This window comes from Marinobacter sp. (assembly GCF_039977835.1).
Lineage (GTDB): Bacteria > Pseudomonadota > Gammaproteobacteria > Pseudomonadales > Oleiphilaceae > Marinobacter.
The window spans coordinates 15,453-37,267 of sequence record NZ_JBDWCL010000049.1; the positions used below are offsets into that span (position 1 = coordinate 15,453).

The 21,815-nt window shown below is 54.5% G+C and carries 20 protein-coding genes; 15 read left to right on the forward strand and 5 right to left on the reverse strand.

The genetic code is table 11. From position 1 onward, the window contains the following. Positions 1-17: 17 nt before the first annotated feature. The gene (locus ABJM11_RS15385) at positions 18-797 is read right to left on the reverse strand and encodes an enoyl-CoA hydratase-related protein (RefSeq protein ID WP_348293833.1); all 780 of its coding nucleotides are present in this window, start codon (positions 795-797) and stop codon (positions 18-20) included. A 253-nt stretch (positions 798-1,050) separates the two neighbouring features. Here ABJM11_RS15385 and ABJM11_RS15390 point away from each other — a divergent pair, with 253 nt between their 5' ends. The 9 genes from ABJM11_RS15390 (at position 1,051) to ABJM11_RS15430 (ending at position 10,848) form a co-directional block, all read left to right on the forward strand. Then, positions 1,051-1,488 (forward strand): PaaI family thioesterase, encoded by a 438-nt coding sequence (locus ABJM11_RS15390; protein WP_348293834.1) that lies wholly within the window; start codon positions 1,051-1,053, stop codon positions 1,486-1,488. Positions 1,489-1,638: 150 nt separating this feature from the next. Then, a complete protein-coding gene (locus ABJM11_RS15395; RefSeq protein ID WP_348293835.1) occupies positions 1,639-2,706 on the forward strand; it encodes a C4-dicarboxylate TRAP transporter substrate-binding protein in 1,068 nt (355 codons plus the stop codon). A gap of 105 nt (positions 2,707-2,811) precedes the next feature. After that, positions 2,812-3,888 carry a C4-dicarboxylate TRAP transporter substrate-binding protein gene (locus ABJM11_RS15400; RefSeq protein WP_348293836.1) on the forward strand — a complete coding sequence of 359 codons (1,077 nt, stop codon included), beginning with the start codon at positions 2,812-2,814 and terminating at the stop codon, positions 3,886-3,888. Between the two features lie 138 nt (positions 3,889-4,026). Further along, positions 4,027-4,626, forward strand: coding sequence for a TRAP transporter small permease subunit (locus tag ABJM11_RS15405; protein ID WP_348293837.1), 600 nt, complete (start codon positions 4,027-4,029; stop codon positions 4,624-4,626). Beyond that, on the forward strand, positions 4,626-5,972 hold the full coding sequence (locus ABJM11_RS15410; RefSeq protein ID WP_348293839.1) for a TRAP transporter large permease: 1,347 nt from the start codon (positions 4,626-4,628) through the stop codon (positions 5,970-5,972). The genes ABJM11_RS15405 and ABJM11_RS15410 overlap by 1 nt, the downstream gene beginning before the upstream one ends. 21 nt (positions 5,973-5,993) lie before the next feature. Then, on the forward strand, positions 5,994-7,583 hold the full coding sequence (locus ABJM11_RS15415; RefSeq protein WP_348293841.1) for a long-chain-fatty-acid--CoA ligase: 1,590 nt from the start codon (positions 5,994-5,996) through the stop codon (positions 7,581-7,583). A gap of 179 nt (positions 7,584-7,762) precedes the next feature. Next, positions 7,763-8,923: an acyl-CoA dehydrogenase family protein gene (locus ABJM11_RS15420; RefSeq protein ID WP_348293843.1), complete on the forward strand. Its 1,161-nt coding sequence runs from the start codon at positions 7,763-7,765 to the stop codon at positions 8,921-8,923. A gap of 33 nt (positions 8,924-8,956) precedes the next feature. Further along, positions 8,957-10,045: an acyl-CoA dehydrogenase family protein gene (locus ABJM11_RS15425; protein WP_348293844.1), complete on the forward strand. Its 1,089-nt coding sequence runs from the start codon at positions 8,957-8,959 to the stop codon at positions 10,043-10,045. 20 nt (positions 10,046-10,065) lie between these two features. Next, entirely contained in the window at positions 10,066-10,848 is a 783-nt protein-coding gene (locus ABJM11_RS15430; protein WP_348293845.1) for an enoyl-CoA hydratase/isomerase family protein, read from the forward strand. A 59-nt stretch (positions 10,849-10,907) separates the two neighbouring features. On the opposite strand, the gene ABJM11_RS15435 is transcribed toward ABJM11_RS15430, so the two are convergent. The 4 genes from ABJM11_RS15435 to ABJM11_RS15450 form a co-directional block, all read right to left on the reverse strand. Next, a complete protein-coding gene (locus tag ABJM11_RS15435) occupies positions 10,908-11,873 on the reverse strand; it encodes a nitronate monooxygenase family protein (protein WP_348293846.1) in 966 nt (321 codons plus the stop codon). 38 nt (positions 11,874-11,911) lie between these two features. Then, positions 11,912-13,339 (reverse strand): hypothetical protein, encoded by a 1,428-nt coding sequence (locus ABJM11_RS15440; RefSeq protein ID WP_348293847.1) that lies wholly within the window; start codon positions 13,337-13,339, stop codon positions 11,912-11,914. Between the two features lie 79 nt (positions 13,340-13,418). Further along, positions 13,419-14,102, reverse strand: a complete 684-nt coding sequence (locus ABJM11_RS15445; RefSeq protein ID WP_348293849.1) for a nitroreductase — start codon at positions 14,100-14,102, stop codon at positions 13,419-13,421. 127 nt (positions 14,103-14,229) lie between these two features. After that, entirely contained in the window at positions 14,230-15,012 is a 783-nt protein-coding gene (locus ABJM11_RS15450) for an IclR family transcriptional regulator C-terminal domain-containing protein (RefSeq protein WP_348293851.1), read from the reverse strand. Positions 15,013-15,139: 127 nt separating this feature from the next. On the opposite strand from ABJM11_RS15450, the gene ABJM11_RS15455 reads away from it, so the two are divergent. From ABJM11_RS15455 to ABJM11_RS15480, 6 genes are all read left to right on the forward strand, one after another. Continuing rightward, entirely contained in the window at positions 15,140-16,276 is a 1,137-nt protein-coding gene (locus tag ABJM11_RS15455) for a C4-dicarboxylate TRAP transporter substrate-binding protein (RefSeq protein ID WP_348293853.1), read from the forward strand. Positions 16,277-16,347: 71 nt separating this feature from the next. Beyond that, positions 16,348-17,553 (forward strand): CoA transferase, encoded by a 1,206-nt coding sequence (locus tag ABJM11_RS15460; RefSeq protein ID WP_348293855.1) that lies wholly within the window; start codon positions 16,348-16,350, stop codon positions 17,551-17,553. Between the two features lie 14 nt (positions 17,554-17,567). Next, positions 17,568-18,566 (forward strand): NADPH:quinone oxidoreductase family protein, encoded by a 999-nt coding sequence (locus tag ABJM11_RS15465; protein WP_348293856.1) that lies wholly within the window; start codon positions 17,568-17,570, stop codon positions 18,564-18,566. Positions 18,567-18,577: 11 nt separating this feature from the next. Next, a complete protein-coding gene (locus ABJM11_RS15470; protein WP_348293857.1) occupies positions 18,578-19,081 on the forward strand; it encodes a TRAP transporter small permease subunit in 504 nt (167 codons plus the stop codon). After that, positions 19,078-20,385: a TRAP transporter large permease subunit gene (locus ABJM11_RS15475; protein ID WP_348293858.1), complete on the forward strand. Its 1,308-nt coding sequence runs from the start codon at positions 19,078-19,080 to the stop codon at positions 20,383-20,385. The genes ABJM11_RS15470 and ABJM11_RS15475 overlap by 4 nt, the downstream gene beginning before the upstream one ends. A 253-nt stretch (positions 20,386-20,638) precedes the next feature. Beyond that, positions 20,639-21,796, forward strand: a complete 1,158-nt coding sequence (locus ABJM11_RS15480; protein WP_348293859.1) for a TAXI family TRAP transporter solute-binding subunit — start codon at positions 20,639-20,641, stop codon at positions 21,794-21,796. The last annotated feature ends 19 nt before the right edge of the window (positions 21,797-21,815 follow it).

Below are 21,815 nucleotides of genomic sequence, written 5' to 3' on the forward strand. Positions count from 1 at the left end.
CTGGGCTTTTCAGGGGGTCAGTATCCGCGAAATGCCGGCCGTCTCCTGTGATGACGAGCATCGATAGCTTCGGCGAAATCCTCGGTGTTGAAGGCCGTTTGCTGGTACTCGGCTTCCAGGCTAAGTGTGGAAGAGAGATCCAATGTGGCGGCCATCGCCACCTCTTTCTTGATCAGGCCGAGAGCTGTGGTCGGTCCGGATGCCAGTTCGCCGGCCAACTCTTCGGCTGCCCCCCAGAGCCGATCATTGTCCACCACTTTGTGGGCAAGCCCCCAGGCGAGTGCCTCTTCTGCCCCGAAGATGCCGCCAGTCAGTGCCAGTGCTGCTGTACGTCGTGCGCCGAGGGCACGGGTCAGAAACCAGGAGCTGCCCCCGTCCATGACTGCGCCAATACGGGCAAAGGAAATATGAAATGCTGCATCCTGGTTCACCAACATAAGATCAGATGCAAGGGCAAGGCTCACGCCGGCGCCTGCAGCAGGACCATTGACGGCAGCTATGACAGGCACCGGCAGGCTGGTAAGCCGCCTGATGACCTGATTGATTCCGTTTTCCACCTGATCACCAATGGTTGCGCGACGGCCGAGGATTTCATCCGGCTGGACATCAGCACCGGTGCAGAATCCTCGGCCGTTGGCGCGGATCACAACGGTGCGAACATTCAGGTCTGAGGCCTGTTCTGTAAGCAGTCGGAGTAACTCCCCGCGCATCTCGTTGCTCATCGCATTGAGACGGTCAGGTCTGTTCAAAGTAATGGTCAGAATGTTGTTGTTTATCTCATGTTCTATATCAGCCATGGCGACTCCGGATGTTATTGCCTTGTGACGATTTGTGGACTTTTATCAGTTTTTAAAAGTAACCCGAAATTGCTGTTTAATCCTGACTTTTGGCATATCCGATCAGCATGGAAAGTATAGATAAATTATAACTGTGCCAATGCAGGCATAGTGATAGCGTTGAGCATCCGTTCTTTGTCATCTGGCAATCCGGATTAATAAAAAAGGATAACCGTGGCGACATCATTCACGGCCAACAGATTGTGAGAGTAATATGAGTGACGCAAACTTACAGTTTGAAGATTCAAATATGAGCGGTTTTCGGGAAGTTCTCGGGTTTTCGGTAACGGATTGGGAGCCTGGTCGAGCCGTTATTACCGCAGAGATGACGGAGCGTCATCTCAATCGGAATGGTTTTGTTCACGGTGGGGTATTTGTGTCCTTGCTGGATAGTGCCGCAGGGCTTTGCGGAACATACTGTTCGGTGCCCGGTAACGTCAGGCGTTGCATTACGATATCGCTTAACACCCATTTCATGAATCCATTGCAAGCAGGGGTGGTGCAGGTCGAAGCTGAGGTAGTCAGCCGCGGCAGGAAGATATTTTTCGTCGAAGGAAGAATTACTTGTGAAGAGCTTCTGGTCGCGACCGGCCAGGGAACCTTTCGCTATGTCCTGGGTGGCGAAAATGAGGAGGGTGTTCAGGCAGATTGAAGTCTGCCAAGTTATGCCTGTCTGGCAAGGGTTCTATAAAATATGGGTCGTTGTTGATATTGCTTTGCGGTGATAGTTTGATTCTGTGAGGTGGATGCGTGTTACCCGCCACACCCAACAAAAACAAAACCCCATGCTGGGAGCAATCTCATGATAACAAAATTCAAGTCGCTGACCTTCGGCTTTGTTCTGGCGATAGCCGGGGCGACCCAGGCCTCTGCTGACGTTGTGCTGCGTTACGCAGAAGCAGGGCCTAATCGCGGCACCCGCGCTGCAGCCGTGCAGTTTTATGCGGATGAAGTTGAGCGCCTGTCGGGTGGTGACATCAAGGTTGATATCCATTGGGGCGGTGCGCTGCTCAAGTGGAGTGGCGTCATGAGTGGTGTCTCTGCGGGTAGTGCCGATCTTGGCTCAGTGCTTTCTTCATATGAGCCTCAGGAGCTCAAAGCGCTAGGTATTGGCGATATTCCGCTTGAATACGCTGATCCCTGGGTTGGTATGCGAGCCATGTACGAGCTGATGACCACCGAGTCCCAACTTCAAGAGTCGCTTGCCGGTCAGTCACTGGTCTACCTCAGCAACTTCAGTACAACCGGTGTCCAGTTCGAGTGTACCGAGGGCAACCAGATTCGCACCGTTGACGATATCAAGGGCAAGCGTGTTCGGGCCACCGGCACCTATACCAACGTGCTGGCGGAGCTGGGTGCTGACACTGTGAGCATGACTTTCGGTGAAGTTTATCAGGCACTGGATACGGGCCTGGTGGACTGCCTTGCCAGTTACTTTTACACCATGAAAGCCTACAAGACTTATGAGGTGGTAGAAACAGTGACCCGGGTTGACTGGGGGCAGCTTCTTGGTTTTGCCATTGTTATCAACGAGTTTGCCTGGTCCGATTTAAATGAAGAACAGCAGACCATTATGCTGAAGGCCGGATCAAATATGATTGATCACTTTGCCCGCCTGACGATCGAGGATGCAGAGAAGGTGGCTAAGACCCTAGCGAATGGAGGTTTTGGCAAGGTGGTTCCGGTAACCCCGATGGCGCCCGAAGAGCGCAAGAAGATTCTCGAAGCCACGCTCCCATTCCGTGATAGCTGGATTGAGGACGCAAATCGTAGAGGAATGGATGGCCAGCGGATCTGGGACACATACATCGGACTGCTCGAGCAGTATCAGTCCGAATTCGAGGCCAATGGTTACCCCTGGCAGAACTGATATTTAATGGACAGGTCCGCCCTTAGGCTGAATGGCTCAGGGGTGGGGCTTTGAATCACGAATGGGCGGCCATGCCGCAATTCGCAAAACAAGAGGATACAAACAATGGATACCAAAAAAACGCTGAAATCTTTGGCCGTCGGCTCCGTTCTCTCTCTTGCTATATTAGGCCATGCCGGGGCGGAGACCACGTTCCGGTTCGCTGAAGCAACTCCAAACCGGGGCGCACGGGCAGACGCACTGCAGTATTTCGCTGATCAGCTGGAATCGCAGTCCGGTGGCGACATGAAGCTGGACATTCACTGGGGTGGGGCGCTGCTCAAATATAGTGCCATTCTGGGTGGCGTCAGCTCCGGAACCGCGGATATGGGGTCCGTTCTGGCCGCCTATGAGCCTCAGAAAATGCGGGCCCTGAGTGTCGGCGATATTCCGGTGCCACAGTCCGATTCCTGGGTCGGTATGCGTGCCATGTATGAACTGATGACGACCAACGAGCAGTTGCAGCAGGAGTTTGAGAAGAACGAAGTGGTGTACGTCACCAACTACACCACCAGTCCGATGCAGTTCGAATGTGCGGGTGATGTGCGAATCGAGAAGCTGGAGGATTTTGCTGGCAAGAAAGTCCGCGCCTCCTCGATCTACGCCAAGATTCTCGATGAAGTTGGCGCAAACATGGTGAACTTCATCTATTCCGAAGTGTATCAGGCTCTGGATACCGGTCTGGTGGACTGCTCTGGTGGCTACCTTTACGCCATGCAGGCGTTCAAGACTCCGGAAGTGACCACCAGTGTGGCGTTGATGAACTGGGGGCAGATTGCGGGTTTTGCCATGGTCATGAACAAGTGGACCTGGGATGACCTGACAAGAGAGCAGCAGGAGCTGTTGCGGGAAGTTGGCTCGGAAATGGTCGACTTTTATGCCGAAAGGGTAATTGCAGACAACCAGGAAGTGATCGAAAAACTGCCTACTGGTGAGTTGGGCAATGAGGTCGAAGTCATTGAATGGTCCGATGAGAATCGCGCTGAACTGTTTGACGAATCGGATAAATACGTTAAAGCCTGGATTGAGGACATGAACGAGGCCGGTCTTGATGGTCAGGCCATATGGGACGAGTATCAGTCTCTGTTGAACAAATACCAGACGGAACTGGACGAAAACGGTTACCCGTGGGCCCGGAGCTGAACCCGGGAAGCCTTGGCTTTCTGCAGGCGACAATGTCGCCTGCAGGTCAGGGTAACCTCACGGACCTGCCAACAATATACAACTACTGGGTAAACGGGACCCGTCCTCGGTCGGAAGGGTTCTCATTGGGAGGTGCACATGGTCGTCACCGAGCGTTCGGAACGACTGCAGTCTGAAGGCTTATCGACTGCTCCCCTGAAGGCGGTGAGGCATGCAAGGGGCGCTCTGGCCTGGCTGGAGAACGTGTTTTTGCTGATCGCCGTGGTTTGTATTCTGGGACTTTGCGTCGTCATTGCCAGCAGCGTTCTGTTACGAACATTTGCTTCATCCGGAATCCCCGATGAAGTCGTCATAGTCGGCGAAATGATGATCGGCGCGCTAGTTTTGCCGCTGGCATTTGTGGCCGCTGACCGTGGGTTTATCGCCGTGGAAATCTTCACCCAGTTGCTGGGGCCAAAAGTGCAACAGCTGCTGAACGTGTTGACCGTGATTGTGGGATTGATTGCGGTGACGCCGATTACCTATGCGGCCTTTATTTCCGTGGTGGATGCTTTCGAGTCCGGGGCTTATTTCTTTGGCCTTCTGGAGCTGCCCAAATGGCCGGGGCACACCCTGTTCTTTCTGGGTTATTTCCTGTTTTTTATACGGCTGATTGATCTGGCTATCCATGACTGCCTGGAGGCACTGGGAGTCATCAAGCGTAAACAGCCTAAAGCCGCAGATGAGGTAGAGCGCTAATGGAGCCGTCCGTTATTGGCAGTTGGGGCTTTGGCGCCGCGCTGGTGTTGATGATTATGCGTGTCCCGATCGCCTATGTGCTGGTTGGCGTGGCCTCGGTGTGCTCACTGCTGGCCTACGCGTGGCGGCCAGATGGGGAGTTCCTGTTTGAGCGCGGTCTGCGCCCTGCCATGGCACTGATCGAGTCCAATGCCTTTGATTTTATCCATTCCTATTCACTGAGCATGATCCCGCTGTTCATTGCGGCCGGACACATTGCCTACCATGCACGTATTACGACTGATATTTATGAAGCGGTTCGAGTCTGGTTAGCCAAGATGCCCGGTGGCCTGGCTATTGCCTCGCTTTTCGGTTGCGGAGGCTTTTCCGCCATCACTGGCTCCAGTCTCGCCTGTGCATCTTCCATGGGAAGAATCTGTGTTCCGGAGATGCTCCGCTTTGGTTACGACAAGCAACTGGCGACTTCGACCGTAGCCATGGGGGGCACTTTGGGATCGCTTATCCCACCCAGTGTACTGTTCATTCTTTACGCCATGTTCACTGAGCAATCCGTCAATAAGCTATTTTTGGCTGGTGTGCTTCCGGGCATTCTCACTATCGTCGGGTTCATCCTGGTGGTCATGATCTGGGCCATGCTTAAACCGCATCATGCTCCAGCGCCCAAGGACCTCAACTTCACCAACCGTGACCGGCTTAAGGCGGCGATTAAAGGCTGGCCGGCGCTGATGCTGATGGTCATCATTATTGGGGGCATATACGGTGGCATCTTTACTGCCACTGAAGCGGCGGCGGTCTGTCTGTTATTTGCCATTGGTTTTGGAGTGCTCTCCCGCCGGCTGAGCTGGAACGATTTTCTGAATTCCATGAAGGAGACAGCGTTCCAATCGGCATCGCTGTTCTTTATTGCCGTTGGTGCGAAGATTTTCGTGTCCTTTGTGTCCCTGACCGGCGTAACCGGTGCCTTTGTTGGATTTGTCGAGGGTCTGGGTCTCGATACCTGGATGGTCCTGCTGTTCATAGTCTTGCTGTACATCGTGTTGGGGATGTTCCTGGATTCCATTGGTACCATGTTGCTGACTCTGCCGTTTGTCATTCCGTTGGTGGAAGGCATGGGGTTGGATCTGATCTGGTTTGGCGTGGTGGTAGTCAAGTTGCTGGAAATAGGGCTGGTTACTCCGCCGTTGGGCATGAACGTGTTTGTGATAAACAGTGTGGTTGGAAGGGAAATCAAGGTGCATACCATCTTCTTCGGGGTCATGAAGTTCTTGGTGGCAGACCTGATTGTACTGGGCCTGATTGTGGCATTCCCTATCATATCGCTGCTGATCCCCAACAGTATGGGTTGATGAACCAGGGAGTCTGATTCAATGTTGAACGAGCAGTTTGCCGACGGTGCCCAGGATTCTGCAGCCATTGCGGTACAGCACCTACTGGAGAAAACAGCCGATCGTTGGCCACAGAGTCCTTCTGTCAGCTTTGAGGGCAAAACTTTCACCTGGGAGGAAACCTACAGCCGCTGCCATCATTTTTCCTTGGCCCTGGGGGGGTTGGGGGTGGTTTCGGGTGACCGGGTTGCCTATCTCGGTTTCAACTCCCATTGGTGTTTCGAGCTGTTTTTCGCCGCGCCTATGACCGGCGCTATCGTTGTGCCGGTTAACTTTCGTCTGTCGATAAGCGAGGTGATCACCTGCCTAGAGGACGCGGAGCCGGTCGTGTTGCTGGTGGACGAACATCATCATGACCAGGCTGCTGCCATTATGCGGACTTACCCTTCGCTCAGGGTCGTCTATGCAGGACACGGTGAGGTTCCCGACGACATGCTTGGTTATGAAGAGCTCTTGGCCAGAGCTGAATCTATCGGACTTTCCCCCAGTGGCAACGATGATACCCTGGCGATTTTCTATACGGGGGGCACCACCGGGCGCTCGAAAGGGGTGATGCTTTCCCACATCAACCAGTTCACCAATGCGCTTGGCGGTATCTCCTGGTACCGCATGGTCGAGCGGGAAACCCACCTGCTGGCGAACCCCATGTTTCACGCCGCTGCCGGCTCAAGGGTTTATACCGCTACCATGACGGGTACCCACACCGTGATCCTGTCCCGATTTGATGTCGGGGAAGTGATGCGACTGGTGGAGCGCTATCGCATCAATACTATGCAGATCGTACCCACCATGCTGCAAATGATTCTGGACCATCCGCAATTTGCTGATGTCGACCTTTCCAGCTTGCGGCTTATTAGCTACGGAGCCGCTCCCATGCCGGTAGCACTGATGGAGCGGGCCCTGAATGTGTTGCCCGGGGTTTCGTTCGCTCAGTCCTATGGCATGACCGAAGCCTCACCGGTTGTCACTGTGCTTGATGGTGATGATCATTCGCTGGAGCCGCAACGGCTGGCACGGCTGGAGTCAGTTGGGCGTCCTGTGTTCCACAACCATGTCCGGATTGTGGGTGCAGGGGGGGGGGCAATGCCCTCGGGAGCAGTGGGGGAGATTGCCGTCAAGGGCTCCAATGTCATGAAAGGATACTGGCGTGCCCCTGAACTTACGAGTGCGGTTCTAAAGCAGGGCTGGTATTACACTGGCGATAGTGGCTACCTGGACGAGGATGGTTACCTGTTTCTTTCTGGCAGGATTAAAGACATGATCGTCAGCGGCGGCGAAAACGTCTACCCGATTGAAATTGAAAATATCCTGTCTCGTCATCCCGATATCAAAGAGTGTGCGGTGGTAGGGGTGCCCCACGAAAAGTGGGGGGAGTCTGTTCATGCTGTTGTCAGGCTCTCGGAAACCAGTCGTGTTACGGAACACGATATAAAGGACTATTGTCGAGAGCGAATTGCTCATTACAAGTGCCCGACTGCTGTTACATTTGTAGATGAGCCACTTCCGGTTTCAACTATCAATAAGATACTCAAGACTGAAATCCGGAAGATGGTAGTTCGCAAACCAAAGTAATGCCTGTCCGGCATCGAATTAATCACTTATTGATATTTGTGTTGTGATGAGAAAAGTCAGATAGTCTCATGATGTGGTTATTTTAGACCTCTTTCGTGGGTTTCTTTCGGGCTTTCTGATCCTTCAGAAAGCCCTTTTTTTGTCCAAAGATAATGTAAATTCTTGAAAGAGCGTTCGTTATGGAAAGTGTCCGATTTAAATTTCCCGCTCCGGAAATCGATGGAAGTATTGATGAGCTACGTAAAGAAGTGCGTACCTTTCTCGATACGGAGGTTCGCAGTGGCGGTTTTATTCCAGTGACGGACTGCTGGTGTGCCGGGGTTGATCCGGAATTCAGTCGCAAGCTGGGCCAGAAAGGGTGGATAGGGGTTACCTGGCCGCGGGAATATGGTGGCCGCGAGCTGAGCGCCTTGCATCGCTATGTCATCACTGAAGAGCTGTTGGTTGCGGGGGCTCCTGTGCACGCCCACTGGATTGCTGATCGCCAGAGTGGACCGCTGATTCTGGCAACCGGCACCGAGGACATGAAATGCAACATTCTTCCCCGGATCGCGGCGGGTGAGTGTTTTGTGGCCCTTGGTCTGAGTGAACCGGAATCTGGTTCAGACCTGGCATCTGTTCGGACTCGTGCCCGGAAAGTTGACGGCGGATGGGAAATTACCGGCACCAAGCTGTGGTCGTCGGGCGCGAAACATTGTCAGTACATGACAGTACTGGCTCGGACCAGTGAGCGGGACCCGAACCAGCGCCATGAAGGCTTGACACAATTTCTCGTGCCCCTGAACTCGACCGGGGTGACCGTGCGCGGCATACGCGACATGAGTGGCGTGGAGCACTTCAATGAAAGTCACTTTGAGAAAGTTTTTGTGCCCGACGATGCGGTATTGGGAGCAGTTGGTGCGGGCTGGAAGCAGATTACCAGTGAGCTGGCGTTGGAACGCTCAGGCCCCGAGCGTTTCCTGAGCACATTTGTTGCCCTGGAAAAGGTGCTGCAACAGGGTGCGTCCAGTATTACCGGACACCAGGCTGCCGTTATCGGTAGTCTCCTGGCCCGAATTCGTGCATTGCGGGCTATGTCTCTTGGTGTGGCAGCGCTGTTAGGCCAGGGTCATTCTCCCGAAGTCGAGGCGGCACTGGTGAAGGATCTTGGTACCAGGCTGGAACAGGATATTGTTGAGCGGCTGCGTGAGTTCTGGCCAGTGCATCTAAAGCAGAGCTACGGAGATGAGCTTCAGAGGCTGATGTCTGACAGCCTTCTGCGTCAGCCTTCCTTTACCTTACGGGGCGGTACTAACGAAGTACTCAAGGGCATAATTGCCCGAGGTATGGGGCTACGCTAAAGCGTGCCCCTCCAGGATTTTTGGGGGTTTGAGATGGAAGAGACGGAACAACTGGTTCTCGATACCGCACATCGGATTTTCACTGACCAGTGCAGTGCTGGCATTGTTAACGGCTCAGAGCGAGGCGAAGTGCCGGATCGGCTGCGGCAGGCCATCCTTGAGTCAGGAGTGACGCTGGCCTGGGTGCCAGAACCCGCGGGTGGAGTCGGAGGCTCACTGGCCTTGGGCTTCAGCCTGATTCGTCAGGCCGCTGAGTTTGCCCTGCCGGTGCCATTGGCTGACACCCTGGTCGCCAACCTGTTGCTGGCGGAAAGCGGGCTTGCGGCAACCGAGAGCTGGGCCGCGCTGGCTTTTGACGGCGGCGAGCTGCCGCTGATGGTGGATGGCAAAGTCAGTGGCATGGTTGAGGCCGCCGCAGGCGCGTCCGGTGCAGAAGTGCTGGTCGTGCCTGTATCAGACAAGGGTGCGGTCAGAATTGCTACGTTTGCACACGCTGCGGTCGAAGTGGAGCATCGGGAAAGCCTGGCTGGTGAGGCGAGGTCCCGAATTACGTTCAGGTCAGTAGCGCCGGATCAGCTTTCCGGCCCGGTAGATTGCATGACTGCAGACGGCTTGAAGCAGTTCTGCGGGCTAGTCCGTGCCTGTCAGATTTCAGGCGCTCTGGAAAAGATTACAGAACTGACAGTGGGTTACGTTAAAGAAAGGCAGCAGTTTGGTCGCCCCCTGGGTAAGTTCCAGGCGATTCAGCACAAAGTGGCGGATATTGCGGGTGAAGCGGCCCTCACCGGTGCGGCGATTGATCAGGCGATCAGGATGGTGTCTGCCCAGTATGCGCCACTGAGGGGGGGCTCGCAGGCATTCCTGGCGCTGGCAACGGCCAAAGTGGTCGCATCTGAAGCAGCCGGCAAAGTGGCTCGAGATGCCCACCAGGCTCATGGCGCCATGGGGTTCAGTTATGAGTATCCACTGCAGCAATACAGTCGCCGAATCTGGAGCTGGCGTGAGGAGTTCGGCTCCGAGTTCTACTGGTCAGAGCGTCTGGGTATGGCGGTGACTTCTGAAATTCGTGCCCATGAAGCCCGCCATACGACCGGATCTGCCTGGCATATGGTTTCCCGATGAGCAGCTTGACAGGAGAGTCGATGAATACCTTTGAAGACGTTGTTATTGAGTGGCACGGGCATGTTGCGCTTGTTGAAATTTGCCGTCCGCCACTGAACTTCTTTGACGTTACACTTATTGAGCATCTGGCCTCTACATTGGAGACTCTTGACCGGGATGATCGTTGTCGCGCAGTCGTGTTGGCGGCCCGAGGCAAGGCATTTTGTGCCGGCGCGGATTTCTCTTCCAGTGGCAGTGATCTCTTCGAACCAGACTCGGATAACAATGCGCTGAGTTTGTATGGCGCCGCGGCCCGGCTGTTTGGTTGCCGCAAGCCGGTGGTGGGCGCCATCCACGGTGCAGCAATCGGCGGAGGCCTGGGACTGTCGCTAGTGCCAGACTTCCGGATTGTCTGCCCGCAAACGCGGTTTGCCGCCAACTTTGTCCAGCTCGGCATACACGCGGGTTTCGGCATCAGTCTGGTGTTGCCGAAGATTATTGGCCAACAACGGGCACAGTTGATGCTGTTGACTGGTCGCCGGATCAAGGGAGAGGAAGCGCTGGAGTTTGGTCTGGGAGACAAACTTGTTCCTGCGGACAAGGTCCGTGACGAGGCGATCGCGCTGGCTACTGAAATCGCACGATGTGCTCCACTGGCAGTGGAGTCTACCCGGGCTACGCTTCGTTACGGCCTGGTAGAGGAGTTGAAAAAGCGTCTTGAACACGAGTTTGCGGAACAGGCCCGGTTGGCCAGTACACAGGATCACAAAGAAGGGATGGCAGCAGTCAGTGAGCGGCGGGAGGGTCGATTTACCCGCTCGTGACGGGCCAGCCATCGCAGACATAAAAGGGGCCTTGGCTGCCCCTTTGTGTCCACGGTTGTTCAGAAGCCGCTGGTTACCTGCTTTTTCGCCGCTACGTACTCATCTTTGAGTTCCGCGACAGTAGCAGCCACAGACTTTTGCTGGGTGATGCCGCCCACGCCCTGGCCAGCACCCCAGATGTCCCGCCACGCTTTGCTCTTGCTGCTACCCGAGCCAAAACTCATCTTGCTCTTGTCCGAAACTGGAAGATTGTCCGGATCGAGGCCGGCACTCTCGATACTGCCCCGCAAGTAGTTGCCATGAACGCCGGTAAACAGATTTGTGTAGACGATATCAGACGCGGACGACTTAATAATCATGTCTTTGTACGACTGTTCCGCATGAGCTTCTTCCGTCGCGATGAATCGGGTGCCCATGTAAGCGAGGTCTGCACCCATCACCTGAGCACTCAAAATGTGGTTACCCTTGGTAATGGCCCCTCCCAGGATCAGCGGGCCATCAAATATCTGTCGGATTTCCGATAGGAGCGCGAACGGGCTAAGGGTTCCGGCATGTCCCCCGGCACCGGCGGTCACCAGAATCAAGCCGTCTACACCCATGCTGAGGGCTTTTTTTGCATGGCGGATATTGGTGACGTCGTGAAACACCAGCCCGCCATAGCTGTGCGCGGCCTCGATAATCATCGGGTTTGCCTGCAGACTGGTGATAATGATAGGCACCCTGTGCTTCACGCAGATCTGCATGTCATGCTCCAGACGCTTGTTGGTCGGGTGGGCTATTTGATTGACCGCATAGGGTGCCACTTTTGCTTCCGGGTTTTCGGCCTGGTAAGCAGCCAGGGCCTCTCCGACTTCGGTCAGCCACCCGTCAAGCTTTTCTTCCGGCCGCGCATTGAGTGCCGGGAATGAACCTATGATTCCGGCTTTACATTGCTCGATGACCATCTTCGGATTGGAAATGATGAACATCGGTGAACAGAGTACCGGGAGATCCAGTTTGTCCCTCAGGGTGTCCGGTAAGCTCATGGTGTTTGCTCCTGATTGATGTTTGTTTTAACAGTGCGTCAAAGCACCAGGTAAAGGGTCAGGTACATGATTGCCAGTGTGCTTACGCTGAACCAGCCATTCCAGAGCACGCCAAAACGTAGCGGAGATATACCCGAGAAGCTGGAAATAAAACGCAGGGAAGCCGTAAAGGGTGAGGCTCCGGCAAAGACCGCCCATGTGATCGAAATGACTGATGCCTGTACCAGGGGGGAGATGTTCAGGTCGGGGATCTGTTGTAAGGCCCCCAACATCAATGTAACCGTAATGATGGCGTTGACCCCTATGAATGCAAAAATCACCATGACCAGTGAAATGCCCATCATCAGTGCCGCGTTGCTGACATTGGCCTGAGTGAGCAGGGTGCTTGCGGCGACAGGGTCAATCAGCGGAATCAGGATCACGCCGATAAAACCGGATGAGGTGAACAGTACCACTTCGTTACGCTGGTTGGTGAAGGTTTGCGGAAACGAGTGCCTCATCCGCCGTATCAATAGCCCGGCCTTGACGTCTGTCGGACGGCCGCTGTACTGCTGCCAGATCCAGACCAGGCCGATGACAGGCGCGCACATTAGCAACGTTGGAAATAGATCCAGTCCGGTCAGCCTTGAGAGGCTGTAGGCAAGACTGGGGATCAGCGCGACCAGCCCTACCAGCGGAATTAGCTGTGTCAGGTTTCCTCCGTTAGTTGTGCGGGTTCTGGGTCTCGGGTAGGCAAACCAGTCCAGCGCTCCTCCCCAGAGAATGAACAGTAGCGTCCAGACCAGACCAAGAGGTGCGTACTGCTCCCAACTTAATTGCGGAATTCCTGACAGCACCAGAAGCATCGTCACAGAAGTTGGTGCCCAGAGTGGAACACCACAGAAACCTCGCAGCGTCGCAGTAAGCATGCGTCTGCTCCGGATTGCAGCAATGCGCTGGGCTTCTGGATCTGCCGTCGGACGAATGGCTCGGCGAACCATGGTGCCAAGCACGTTGAGAGCGCCAATGTTCAGCATCACGCTGAACAGATGTGACCCAAATGCCATCAGCATATAGCGCCGTGCCGGGGGCTGGTTAACCAGTACCTTGCCGCATTTGCGTACGAGCGAGGAGGATTTTGCGGACTCTCTCAGCACTGCAAGTGAGGTAAGGAAAAAGGTGAAGAACGCAGCGCGATCAACACCGGTGGTAATTGCCTCACCCTCAATCTTGCCAATCAACCAGAGCGTTGCGGCAAGGGCCGGAGCAATAACAGAAAAAATCCGATAGGTCAGACTTATACCCGGCCACTGAAGAACCACAAATAGCAGTAGTGATGCGCCAGCCAGGCCACTGAGCCAGTCAGTGGTGACAAACTGCTGGATGATGGCGCACGCAGAGACAAGTAACAGGCAAATGGTTGCCACGTTGCGACGGAACAGTGCTCCGCCGTTACTGAAAGCTTGATCCAACGCTAGCGCACTCACACGGGATTCGGTCTCCAGGTAGCTTGCTCATTACTTGTGGCTGAAAGCGCCCGGCGGGGCCGGGCATTGCGGAGGTTGGTCAGCCCAGGAAACTGACTGAGTTGGCCAGTGGCTCTCGCACGGTGCGCGTCCTGTTGGCATCGACTTCCGGGTCTTCGTAACCAAAACTGATGCCCAGCAGGATCCCGATGTTGTCGTCCAGTCCAAATGCCTCCCGAACCAGGTGTGGATAACCGCGCATGCTACCCATCGCGCAGGAACTGATGCCGAAGGCCTGCATCGTCAACATAAGTGTCTGGGCGTAAATGCCAACGTCCAGGGCGATGGTTGATCCGAATTCGCGGTCCATGCCCAGAAAGACGATATGGGGGGCATCAAAAAATTCGAAATTGCGGCGTACCGCACGGAATCGCCCCGCCTTATCATCACGGGCGATGCCCATCTCATTGTAGAGCGCGACAGCACAGTCTATCTGACGATGGCGATACTCTCCCTCCCAGCGCGAAACATAGGGGAAATCCGGCTCGGCGGGTGTTCCCTGATCCAGTCCAGCGAGAAACTGTTTCTGTAGCTTATCTCTGACCTCACCCGAAGCGACAAATGCTTGCCAGGGTTGAGTATTACAGTTGGACGGTGCTTGCTGGGCTATATCAAAAATGTGCTCAAGCGTCTCCCTTGGAACAGGATCAGGTAGAAAGCCTCTGACTGATCGCCGGGAAGTAATGGCATCAAGCAGTGACATGGAGGGTTTGGTGACAACCATAGCGTTCTCCGGTGTGATTCCTGCAAATATCCTTACCTATACGTTAGCAAGTTAGTGGTTGTCTGGGAAAAGCATATTTGGTATCGAAGCTATGCCGATAGCGTATAGCTTCGAGGTTCCTGGCCCCTCATGGTTGACGTATCAGCTCCTGATGGATCTGGCTAGCAGTCTCCCGAAGCTGCTCCAGCAGGTAATCCAGAACGCCGGGCTCTGCTGCCTTGCTCGGCGGAAGCGTGATATTGATTGCAGCGATGGTTCTGTCGTGCCGGTTATGAATCGGAACAGATAAGCCGCACATACCCTCTTCGAGCTCCCGGTCAACCACAGACCAGCCCCTCGCACCATCTTCCCTGATGATTCGGCGCAATTGCTCTTTGTCGGTGACAGTAAACCGCGTGTATTGCTCGATACTGACGGTATCAAGGAAATGGTCCAGCTCTTCATCCGGGAGGTCTGCAAGCTGTATCCGCCCCAGCGAGACTACGTGGGCAGGAAGCGATGACCCGATATTCAGCGTGCTTTTGAGTAGCTTCCGGGTGGGGATGCGCATCACATAGTAGATGTCATACCCGTCCAGCACCGCAATTGAACAGGACTCATGGACACGCTGTACCAGCTCTTCCATGTGGGTCTGAGCGAACGACCAGATTTCCATCGAGGACAGGTACGAGAAACCGAGATCGAGGATGCGGGGGGTGAGCCAGAAAAGCTTGCCATCAGTGCGGGCGTAGCCCTGGTCGCAAAGTGAGTGCAATAGTCTCCGTGCGCTCGCTCTCGAAATGGACGCTCTGGCAGCAACCTCCGACAGTGACAGTGTTGAAGCGCCCTCACCAAAAGTTTTTATGACCTCCAGTCCGCGTATAAACGAATGGACAATAAGGCTTTTGTCGATTTCTGCGGCAGGCGGCATTGTATTGATTCCCAAAATACATTTTGACACTGGGTGTTTTTTGAGCTTTTCTGACGTACGTTCTCTAAGAGAACATTGTGTGCGCTAAGCGAACAAAAAACAAGTCGTCGCGGCGTATTCCCTGAATTTGGAGATAACGACAATGCTAAAAATTCATTCTGGTCTGTTTAAGTCGATAACCACCGGCTGCCTGTTAGCGGCTGGTATTGCAACTTCAGCCAGCGTCCTGGCACGTGATCTTACCTACGGTAGCTACTTGCCTCCTCAGCACCCCACGAGCACGGGCATAAGCGCCTTCCTGGAAGAAGTGGAGAAGCGAACCGACGGTAGTATCACGTACAGCTTCTTCCCATCCGGTGCTGCGGCATCGGGCAAAGAGATGCTGTCAGCTGTCCGTGACGGGATGATAGATGGTGGCTTTCTGGTAACCGTGTATTACCCGACAGCCATCCCGGCGAATACGACGATCTCCGATCTCTCGTTCTGGGATCAGAACTCCCTGATTGCCACTGCGGCGAGTATCGACACGGTTCTTACGGGCTGCCCTCAGTGCCTCGAAGAATTTGAAGAACATGACGTTCAGTTTCTTGCCAGCTATGCCACGCCTCCTTATCAGGCTATGTGTAAAGATGAGTTTGCCTCCGGGTTTGAGCCTGATGGCATGAGAATGCGGGTAGCAGGCGAGGAAATTGGTCGTTGGGTAAGTCAGATAGGGGGTATTCCTGTAAACATTCCCAACAATGAGTCCTATGAAGCAATGGAACGCAGTCAGCTTGACTGTGTAATCGGGGCTACCAGCTGGCTGAAATCTCTGTCTTTGAGCGAGGTGGCCAACAGTGTTGTTGACCTGCCGATGGGAGCCTTTCTCGGAGGCTCGCTGCTCAACATCCGCAATTCAGTCTGGGAGGAGCTGACAGTTTCGGAGCGCAACGCAATTATCGAATCGACTCCTGTGGGAGTTGCAAGAACCATTTTTGAGTATCAAAAAGAAGAGGCAGAGGTTCGTGAAGCAGCAAGTGATCAGGGTATCCGGTTTGTTCCGGTCTCGGACCAGATGAAGCAGATTCGCGGTGAATTCATGCAAGCTCAGGTAGAGCGGGCAGCGGCGACAGCATCTGATCGAGGCGTTGAGGATGCGAATCAGATTGTAGAAAACTTCATCGCCAACCTTGAGAAGTGGGAGCAATTGCTGGCCGACCCCGACATAACGGAGCAGCAGTACGCTGCCTTGTTGAAAAGTGAAATCTACGACAAGGCATTCTGAATCCTGATCAATCCGGCCCGGGTCCTTTCAAATCGGTGGGGCTCGTGGCCGTTGCCAAGGTGAGCTGATTAATGAGTAAAGAAGCAACTGAATTTCTGCCGTTCCGTGGCATTCGGGTGCTGGACCTGAGTCAGGGGCTTGCGGGCCCGTATGCGACCCAGATGCTGGCGATGATGGGGGCAACGGTGTTGAAGGTAGAGCCCCCCCAAGGTGATTGGGGGCGCCTGATGGGCCTGCGCCGGGAAGGCCATAGTACATTGAGTGTTTCGGCGAACTGGAATAAACGTGCCATCTGCATCGACGCCAGAACGGAGGGGGGGGCATCGGTGTTGAAGCGACTTGCAAGCCAGTCCGACATGGTGATGGAAAGTTTCCGGCCGGGGGTTATTGATAAAATCGGCCTAGGTTATGACGTGCTAAACGAATTGCGCCCGGGAATAATAATGGGTTCCATCAGCGGGTTTGGCCAGACCGGCCCCTACGCGGAAAGGCCGGGCTCTGACAGTATTCTGCAGGCGATTTCCGGGATGTCAGTAATGAACGCTGACGCCCAGGGGAATCCGAAGCGGGTGGGAATGCTGGCAGTGGATATGATCACAGGCCTTTATGCCGGATTTGCCCTGGCGTCTGCCCTGTATCAACAAAAACTTACCGGAGAGGGCGGCCATATTGACTTGTCCCTGCTCGCTGGGGCTTCCGCCTTTCAGGCGATGCCAATGATGGAGTCCTTTCTGCAAGGCGGTCAACGCAGTGCGCACGTTACCGTTCCATCCGGCACCTTTGAGGCCAGCGACGGCCCCATTTCGGTGGTCTGCCTCCGGAATGAGATGTTCTATGGTCTGGCTCGGGTACTTGGGCATCCGGAGTGGCAGCAGGATCCGCGTTTTTCTGACAACGAATCGCGACAGCGCCACGCAACGGAAATCCATCAGCTCATAGGACAGGTGTTTGCGACTCGTCCGAGAGCCCACTGGATCGATCGCTTGAATGAGGTGGGGGTTCTCTGTGGCCCGCTGAACGATTACACCGATTTGCTTCGCGACCCCCAGGTCCAGTCCCTCAACCTTATGCCTGAGGTCAGCCATCAGGCTTTTGGAAAGATTCCTTTCCCGAAGTTTCCGGGAGTCGGGCCTTCTGTTGAAAACCTGAGGCCGGCACCCGGTTTGGGTGAGCACACTTGTGAAGTGCTGCGGGAGGCAGGCTATGACGAAGAGCGGATTTCGTCACTGGTTAGTACGAAGGCCTGTTTCCAGGCTCTGACTAAGACTGACAACTGAGGAATGGGGGAGCGATGAAAGCAATCTTGTGTGAAGAGTTAACTGGTTATGAAAACCTGAAAATGGCTGATGTTGAGCGACCAGAACTGGCGTCAGGGTGTGTCCGGATCAAGCCCCATTATTCAAGCGTAAGCTACGCCATTTCATTAATGGTCGCCGGTCGATATCAAAGGAAGCTGGCTTTGCCTTTCATTCCGGGTACCGAGGTTTCAGGGGAGATCCTTGAATCTGGCCCAGGCGTGGAGACCTTCAAACCCGGTGACCGTGTAGCCGCCATTGTCGATGCCGGGGGGTATGCTGAGGAGCTGGTCACTGACGCGGCTACGGTGTATCCGGTGCCCGATAACGTTTCACTGGAACGGGCGGTAGGTATCCCGCTGTCCTTCGGAACCGCCGCAACCGCTCTGGAGCGCGGGGGTGTAAAAGATGGGCAGACGGTGCTGGTGTGCGGTGCGGGCGGGGCGCTGGGTCTGGCAGCTGTCGAGGTTGCCAGGCTTAAAGGAGCCAAAGTCATTGCGGCAGCGAGCTCCGAGTCCAAACTGGAGGCAGCCCGGGAGGCTGGAGCCGACATCCTGATCGATTACAACAAACGGAATCTTCTGGAGGCTGTCAGGGCCGAGACCGGGGGGCGCGGGGTGGATGTGGTGTTCGATCCGGTAGGGGGTAAGCTATTTGAAACGCTTATCCGCTGTACAGCGAACGGCGGGAATTTACTCTCACTCGGTTTTGCCAGTGGTGAGATTCCTCAGGCGCCGGTAAATCTGCTTCTTGTCAAAAACATCAGCCTGCACGGTGTGAATTTTTCCGAGTATATCGGTTGGGGAAAAACCGATCGCCGCCAGGAGTTTGTGCCAAGAATTTGTGGTTTGATGAACTGGCTGTTTGCTGCTGCCTCGACCGGTAGTCTTAACGTCAGAGAGCCACAAGTGTTTGATTTATCTCAAGTGATACAGGCAATCGACTGTGTTGTGGGACGGCGCTCGGTAGGCAAGGTTGTTCTCAGGATCCATTGATGGAGGCGGTTATGGGTAGATGGCTGAAAAAAATAAGCGACGGATCAGCAGTGGCTGTTGGCGCAGTCACTGTGCTGATGATGTTGCATGTTACGGCTGAGGTGCTGCTCAGGGTTGTGTTCGCCATGCATATTCCCGGAACTATGGAAGTGGTCACCTACTACTACATGGTTGCTGCGGTTTTTATCGGTATTTTTTCCTGTACCACGGACGATGTTCACGTTCGCGTGGATGTGGTTGCCCAGTTTCTTTCGGGACGCCTTCGGCGTCTGGTTGACGGTATTGGCGTGGTAGCGATAGCGGTGTACTTCGCTATTTTTTCTTATGGGCTTTATCTGCAGGCAGTGCGTAGCTGGAAGCGCCAGGAGACGGTAGATGCGATTGTTGTCGAGCTGTCGATCTGGCCATCCCGCTGGTTGGCTGTTATCGGCATCTTCCTTGCCATGTTGGCATCATTGTATTGGCTCTACCAGTTTGTGGTACCTCGATTGGATAAGACGGAGGATAAGCTGTGAGTCCTGTAGAGATTGGCCTCGTCTGTATCGGATTACTGCTAATACTTCTTGTTCTGCGCCTGCCCATTGGGGTTGCGTTAGGCTTGACCGCTTTTACCGGCATCTGGTTCCTCCGCGGGTCAGGGGCCGCATTTTCGCTCATGGGGGCGACTACATTCCAGTTTATTGCGCACTGGTCGCTGACCGCCATCCCGATGTTCATCCTGATGGGCTCGATTGCTTTCCATACGGGCCTCACCCGCACACTCTTCGACGCAGGTCGAGCCTGGCTCAGTTTTCTGCCTGGTGGTCTTGCAATTGCCACGAACGTTTCAAGTGCCGGCTTTGCCGCCGCAAGTGGCTCCAGTGTGGCAATGGCTGGTGCCATGTCGCGCCTGGCGGTGCCTGAAATGCTGCGGGCTAAATACGATCCCGGGCTTGCTACCGGTATCGTTGCCGCCTCTGGCACTCTTGGGGCTTTTATTCCTCCGAGTATCCCGTTTGTTCTCTATGCGGTATTCATGGAGGCGTCTGTAGGTCAACTGCTGATGGCAGGCATAATTCCGGGGCTGCTGACCATGTTCGCCTATGCTGCTGTCATCATCATCAGGGTGAAGTTGAATCCTGACCTCGCACCACGGACGAACGACCACTACGAGATGCCCGAAAAGCTTCGTCTTCTGGTTAAATCCTGGCCCCTGCCGGTGATTGTTGCGGGTGTGGTGGGTGGTCTGTACACGGGTGTTGTTACGGCCACGGAAGCTGGCGCTTTCGGAGCCTTTATCGCCGTGATTGCAGCGGTTGTCCAGGGCTCCTTCAGCTGGTCGGCGATGAGGGAGGCGGTCTCCGAGACTGTTCAGAGCACAGCCTCGATATTCCTGATTGCCATTGGCGCGGTGCTATTCAGCCGGATGCTGACGCTGAGCCAGATACCGATGAATATAGGTATATGGGTTGAAGACTATGCTGTGGCGCTATGGATTTTTCTGATAATAGTTACCGTGTTTTATATCATCCTGGGTATGTTTCTCGATCCTATCGGCTTGATGCTGGTAACACTCCCGGTTTTGGCGCCATTCGTAATTGCTTTCGATATTAACGTCATCTGGTTTGGTGTGCTGGTGGTCAAGTTTATAGAAATCGGCCTGCTCACTCCTCCTATTGGACTCAACCTTTTTGTGGTCAGCGCTGGGGTCGGGAATGCCGTTCCGTTTGGGACGATTGTGAGGGGGACTTTGTGGTTTCTGGCAGCGGAAGCTGTCGTGCTGACATTGCTTATGTTCTTCCCTCAGATTTCGCTTTTCCTTCCTTCACTGATGTATTGATGAACTTGTTCAGGGTAGCTCGGTTAATCGGTGTTGCGGGGGTATCTGTTAGGCCGCCGTGATGGCAAGGTATAAAGATTCGGCATGGTATCGATAGAATAATGGTTTGCGGGGTAAGGGAAGATTCGTTGACCAATTGGTAGAGAGCGGTTAGCTTTTGCTGACTGCATGTATTTTCATCGCAGTGGCTCAGTCGATACGTGTTTGTGTTGGCAGGCTTGATCCATGACAACAAAAACCTCGGGAGATTCCTATGACCAATCACTCTTTAAAATTCATGCGGCCACTGACGGCTTCAGTCTGCTCTGCCGCCCTGATTTTGGGGGCAACCAGCGCTACTGCCCAGGATGCCGACCCCAACCTGCCTGATACCATGACCTGGTCCTCGTATGATGTAGGCTCAGCAGGTTATGCAGAAGCCTCAGCCATCGCCGATGCCTTTGGCAGGAAATACGGCACCCGCATCCGTATTCAACCTTCAGGCTCTGCTATTGGTCGCCTGCAGCCCTTACTTAGTGACCGGGCCACGGTTGGTTTTCTCGCCACTGAAACCTTTTTCGCAGCTGAAGGGGTCTATGATTTTTCAACTCGCCAGTGGGGACCACAAGATTTGCGCGCCCTGGCCGGACGTCCTTCGTCGATTGGTATCTTCACAGCCAAGGATGCCGGTATCGAGACTTTGGAGGATCTCGAAGGCAAACGCTTTGCTTACGTGGCGGGTAACCCCTCAATCAACGTTAAATGTAACGCTTTCCTGGCATTCGCCGGCCTGACTGAGGATGATTTGGAAGCGGTGGTTTTCCCGACTTATGCCAGTGCGATGAGCTCTTTGGCCAGGGGAGAGGCTGATGCCTCATGCACAACGACTACGCCCAGCCATGTCTATGAGCTGGCAGAGTCTCCTCGAGGCATTCGCTGGCTGAACATGGATCCCGACGACCAGGAATCCTGGGCGAAGGTAAATGAAGTAGCCCCGTTCTTTGCACCCTTCCGGGAAACGATTGGCGCAGGCATCAGTGAAGAGAACCCCGTCGACATAATGGCGTATCGCTACCCCGTAATGGCTGTGAAAGCGGAAATGGATGCCGATACCGCATACAACATGCTTAAGGCAGTGGATCAGGCCTATCCGATGTACAAGGACGCTACTGCTGCAATGCCTCGCTGGGAACTCACCAAGTCCGGGGTGCCAGCTATTGATGTACCGTTCCACGAGGGTGCGATCCGGTACCTTAAAGAAAAAGGCATCTGGACAGAAGAACATCAGGCCTGGAATGACGATCGTACTGAGCGTCTGAATGCTCTGTTGGAAGCCTGGCCGAAGGCGGTTGCGGAAGGGGAAGGCAAGAGCGATGAAGAGTTTGCCGAAATCTGGGAAAAGCATCGTCAGCAGGCACTCAACTCTCTCTGATTGTCTAGCTGTTTGTTAA

What these genes read in the sequence shown, in the direction of transcription:
- ABJM11_RS15385 (WP_348293833.1), bottom strand. Translation starts at nt 797, where the DNA reads ATGGCTGATATAGAACATGAGATAAACAACAACATTCTGACCATTACT.
- ABJM11_RS15390 (WP_348293834.1), top strand. Translation starts at nt 1,051, where the DNA reads ATGAGTGACGCAAACTTACAGTTTGAAGATTCAAATATGAGCGGTTTT.
- ABJM11_RS15395 (WP_348293835.1), top strand. Translation starts at nt 1,639, where the DNA reads ATGATAACAAAATTCAAGTCGCTGACCTTCGGCTTTGTTCTGGCGATA.
- ABJM11_RS15400 (WP_348293836.1), top strand. Translation starts at nt 2,812, where the DNA reads ATGGATACCAAAAAAACGCTGAAATCTTTGGCCGTCGGCTCCGTTCTC.
- ABJM11_RS15405 (WP_348293837.1), top strand. Translation starts at nt 4,027, where the DNA reads ATGGTCGTCACCGAGCGTTCGGAACGACTGCAGTCTGAAGGCTTATCG.
- ABJM11_RS15410 (WP_348293839.1), top strand. Translation starts at nt 4,626, where the DNA reads ATGGAGCCGTCCGTTATTGGCAGTTGGGGCTTTGGCGCCGCGCTGGTG.
- ABJM11_RS15415 (WP_348293841.1), top strand. Translation starts at nt 5,994, where the DNA reads ATGTTGAACGAGCAGTTTGCCGACGGTGCCCAGGATTCTGCAGCCATT.
- ABJM11_RS15420 (WP_348293843.1), top strand. Translation starts at nt 7,763, where the DNA reads ATGGAAAGTGTCCGATTTAAATTTCCCGCTCCGGAAATCGATGGAAGT.
- ABJM11_RS15425 (WP_348293844.1), top strand. Translation starts at nt 8,957, where the DNA reads ATGGAAGAGACGGAACAACTGGTTCTCGATACCGCACATCGGATTTTC.
- ABJM11_RS15430 (WP_348293845.1), top strand. Translation starts at nt 10,066, where the DNA reads ATGAATACCTTTGAAGACGTTGTTATTGAGTGGCACGGGCATGTTGCG.
- ABJM11_RS15435 (WP_348293846.1), bottom strand. Translation starts at nt 11,873, where the DNA reads ATGAGCTTACCGGACACCCTGAGGGACAAACTGGATCTCCCGGTACTC.
- ABJM11_RS15445 (WP_348293849.1), bottom strand. Translation starts at nt 14,102, where the DNA reads ATGGTTGTCACCAAACCCTCCATGTCACTGCTTGATGCCATTACTTCC.
- ABJM11_RS15450 (WP_348293851.1), bottom strand. Translation starts at nt 15,012, where the DNA reads ATGCCGCCTGCCGCAGAAATCGACAAAAGCCTTATTGTCCATTCGTTT.
- ABJM11_RS15460 (WP_348293855.1), top strand. Translation starts at nt 16,348, where the DNA reads ATGAGTAAAGAAGCAACTGAATTTCTGCCGTTCCGTGGCATTCGGGTG.
- ABJM11_RS15465 (WP_348293856.1), top strand. Translation starts at nt 17,568, where the DNA reads ATGAAAGCAATCTTGTGTGAAGAGTTAACTGGTTATGAAAACCTGAAA.
- ABJM11_RS15470 (WP_348293857.1), top strand. Translation starts at nt 18,578, where the DNA reads ATGGGTAGATGGCTGAAAAAAATAAGCGACGGATCAGCAGTGGCTGTT.
- ABJM11_RS15480 (WP_348293859.1), top strand. Translation starts at nt 20,639, where the DNA reads ATGACCAATCACTCTTTAAAATTCATGCGGCCACTGACGGCTTCAGTC.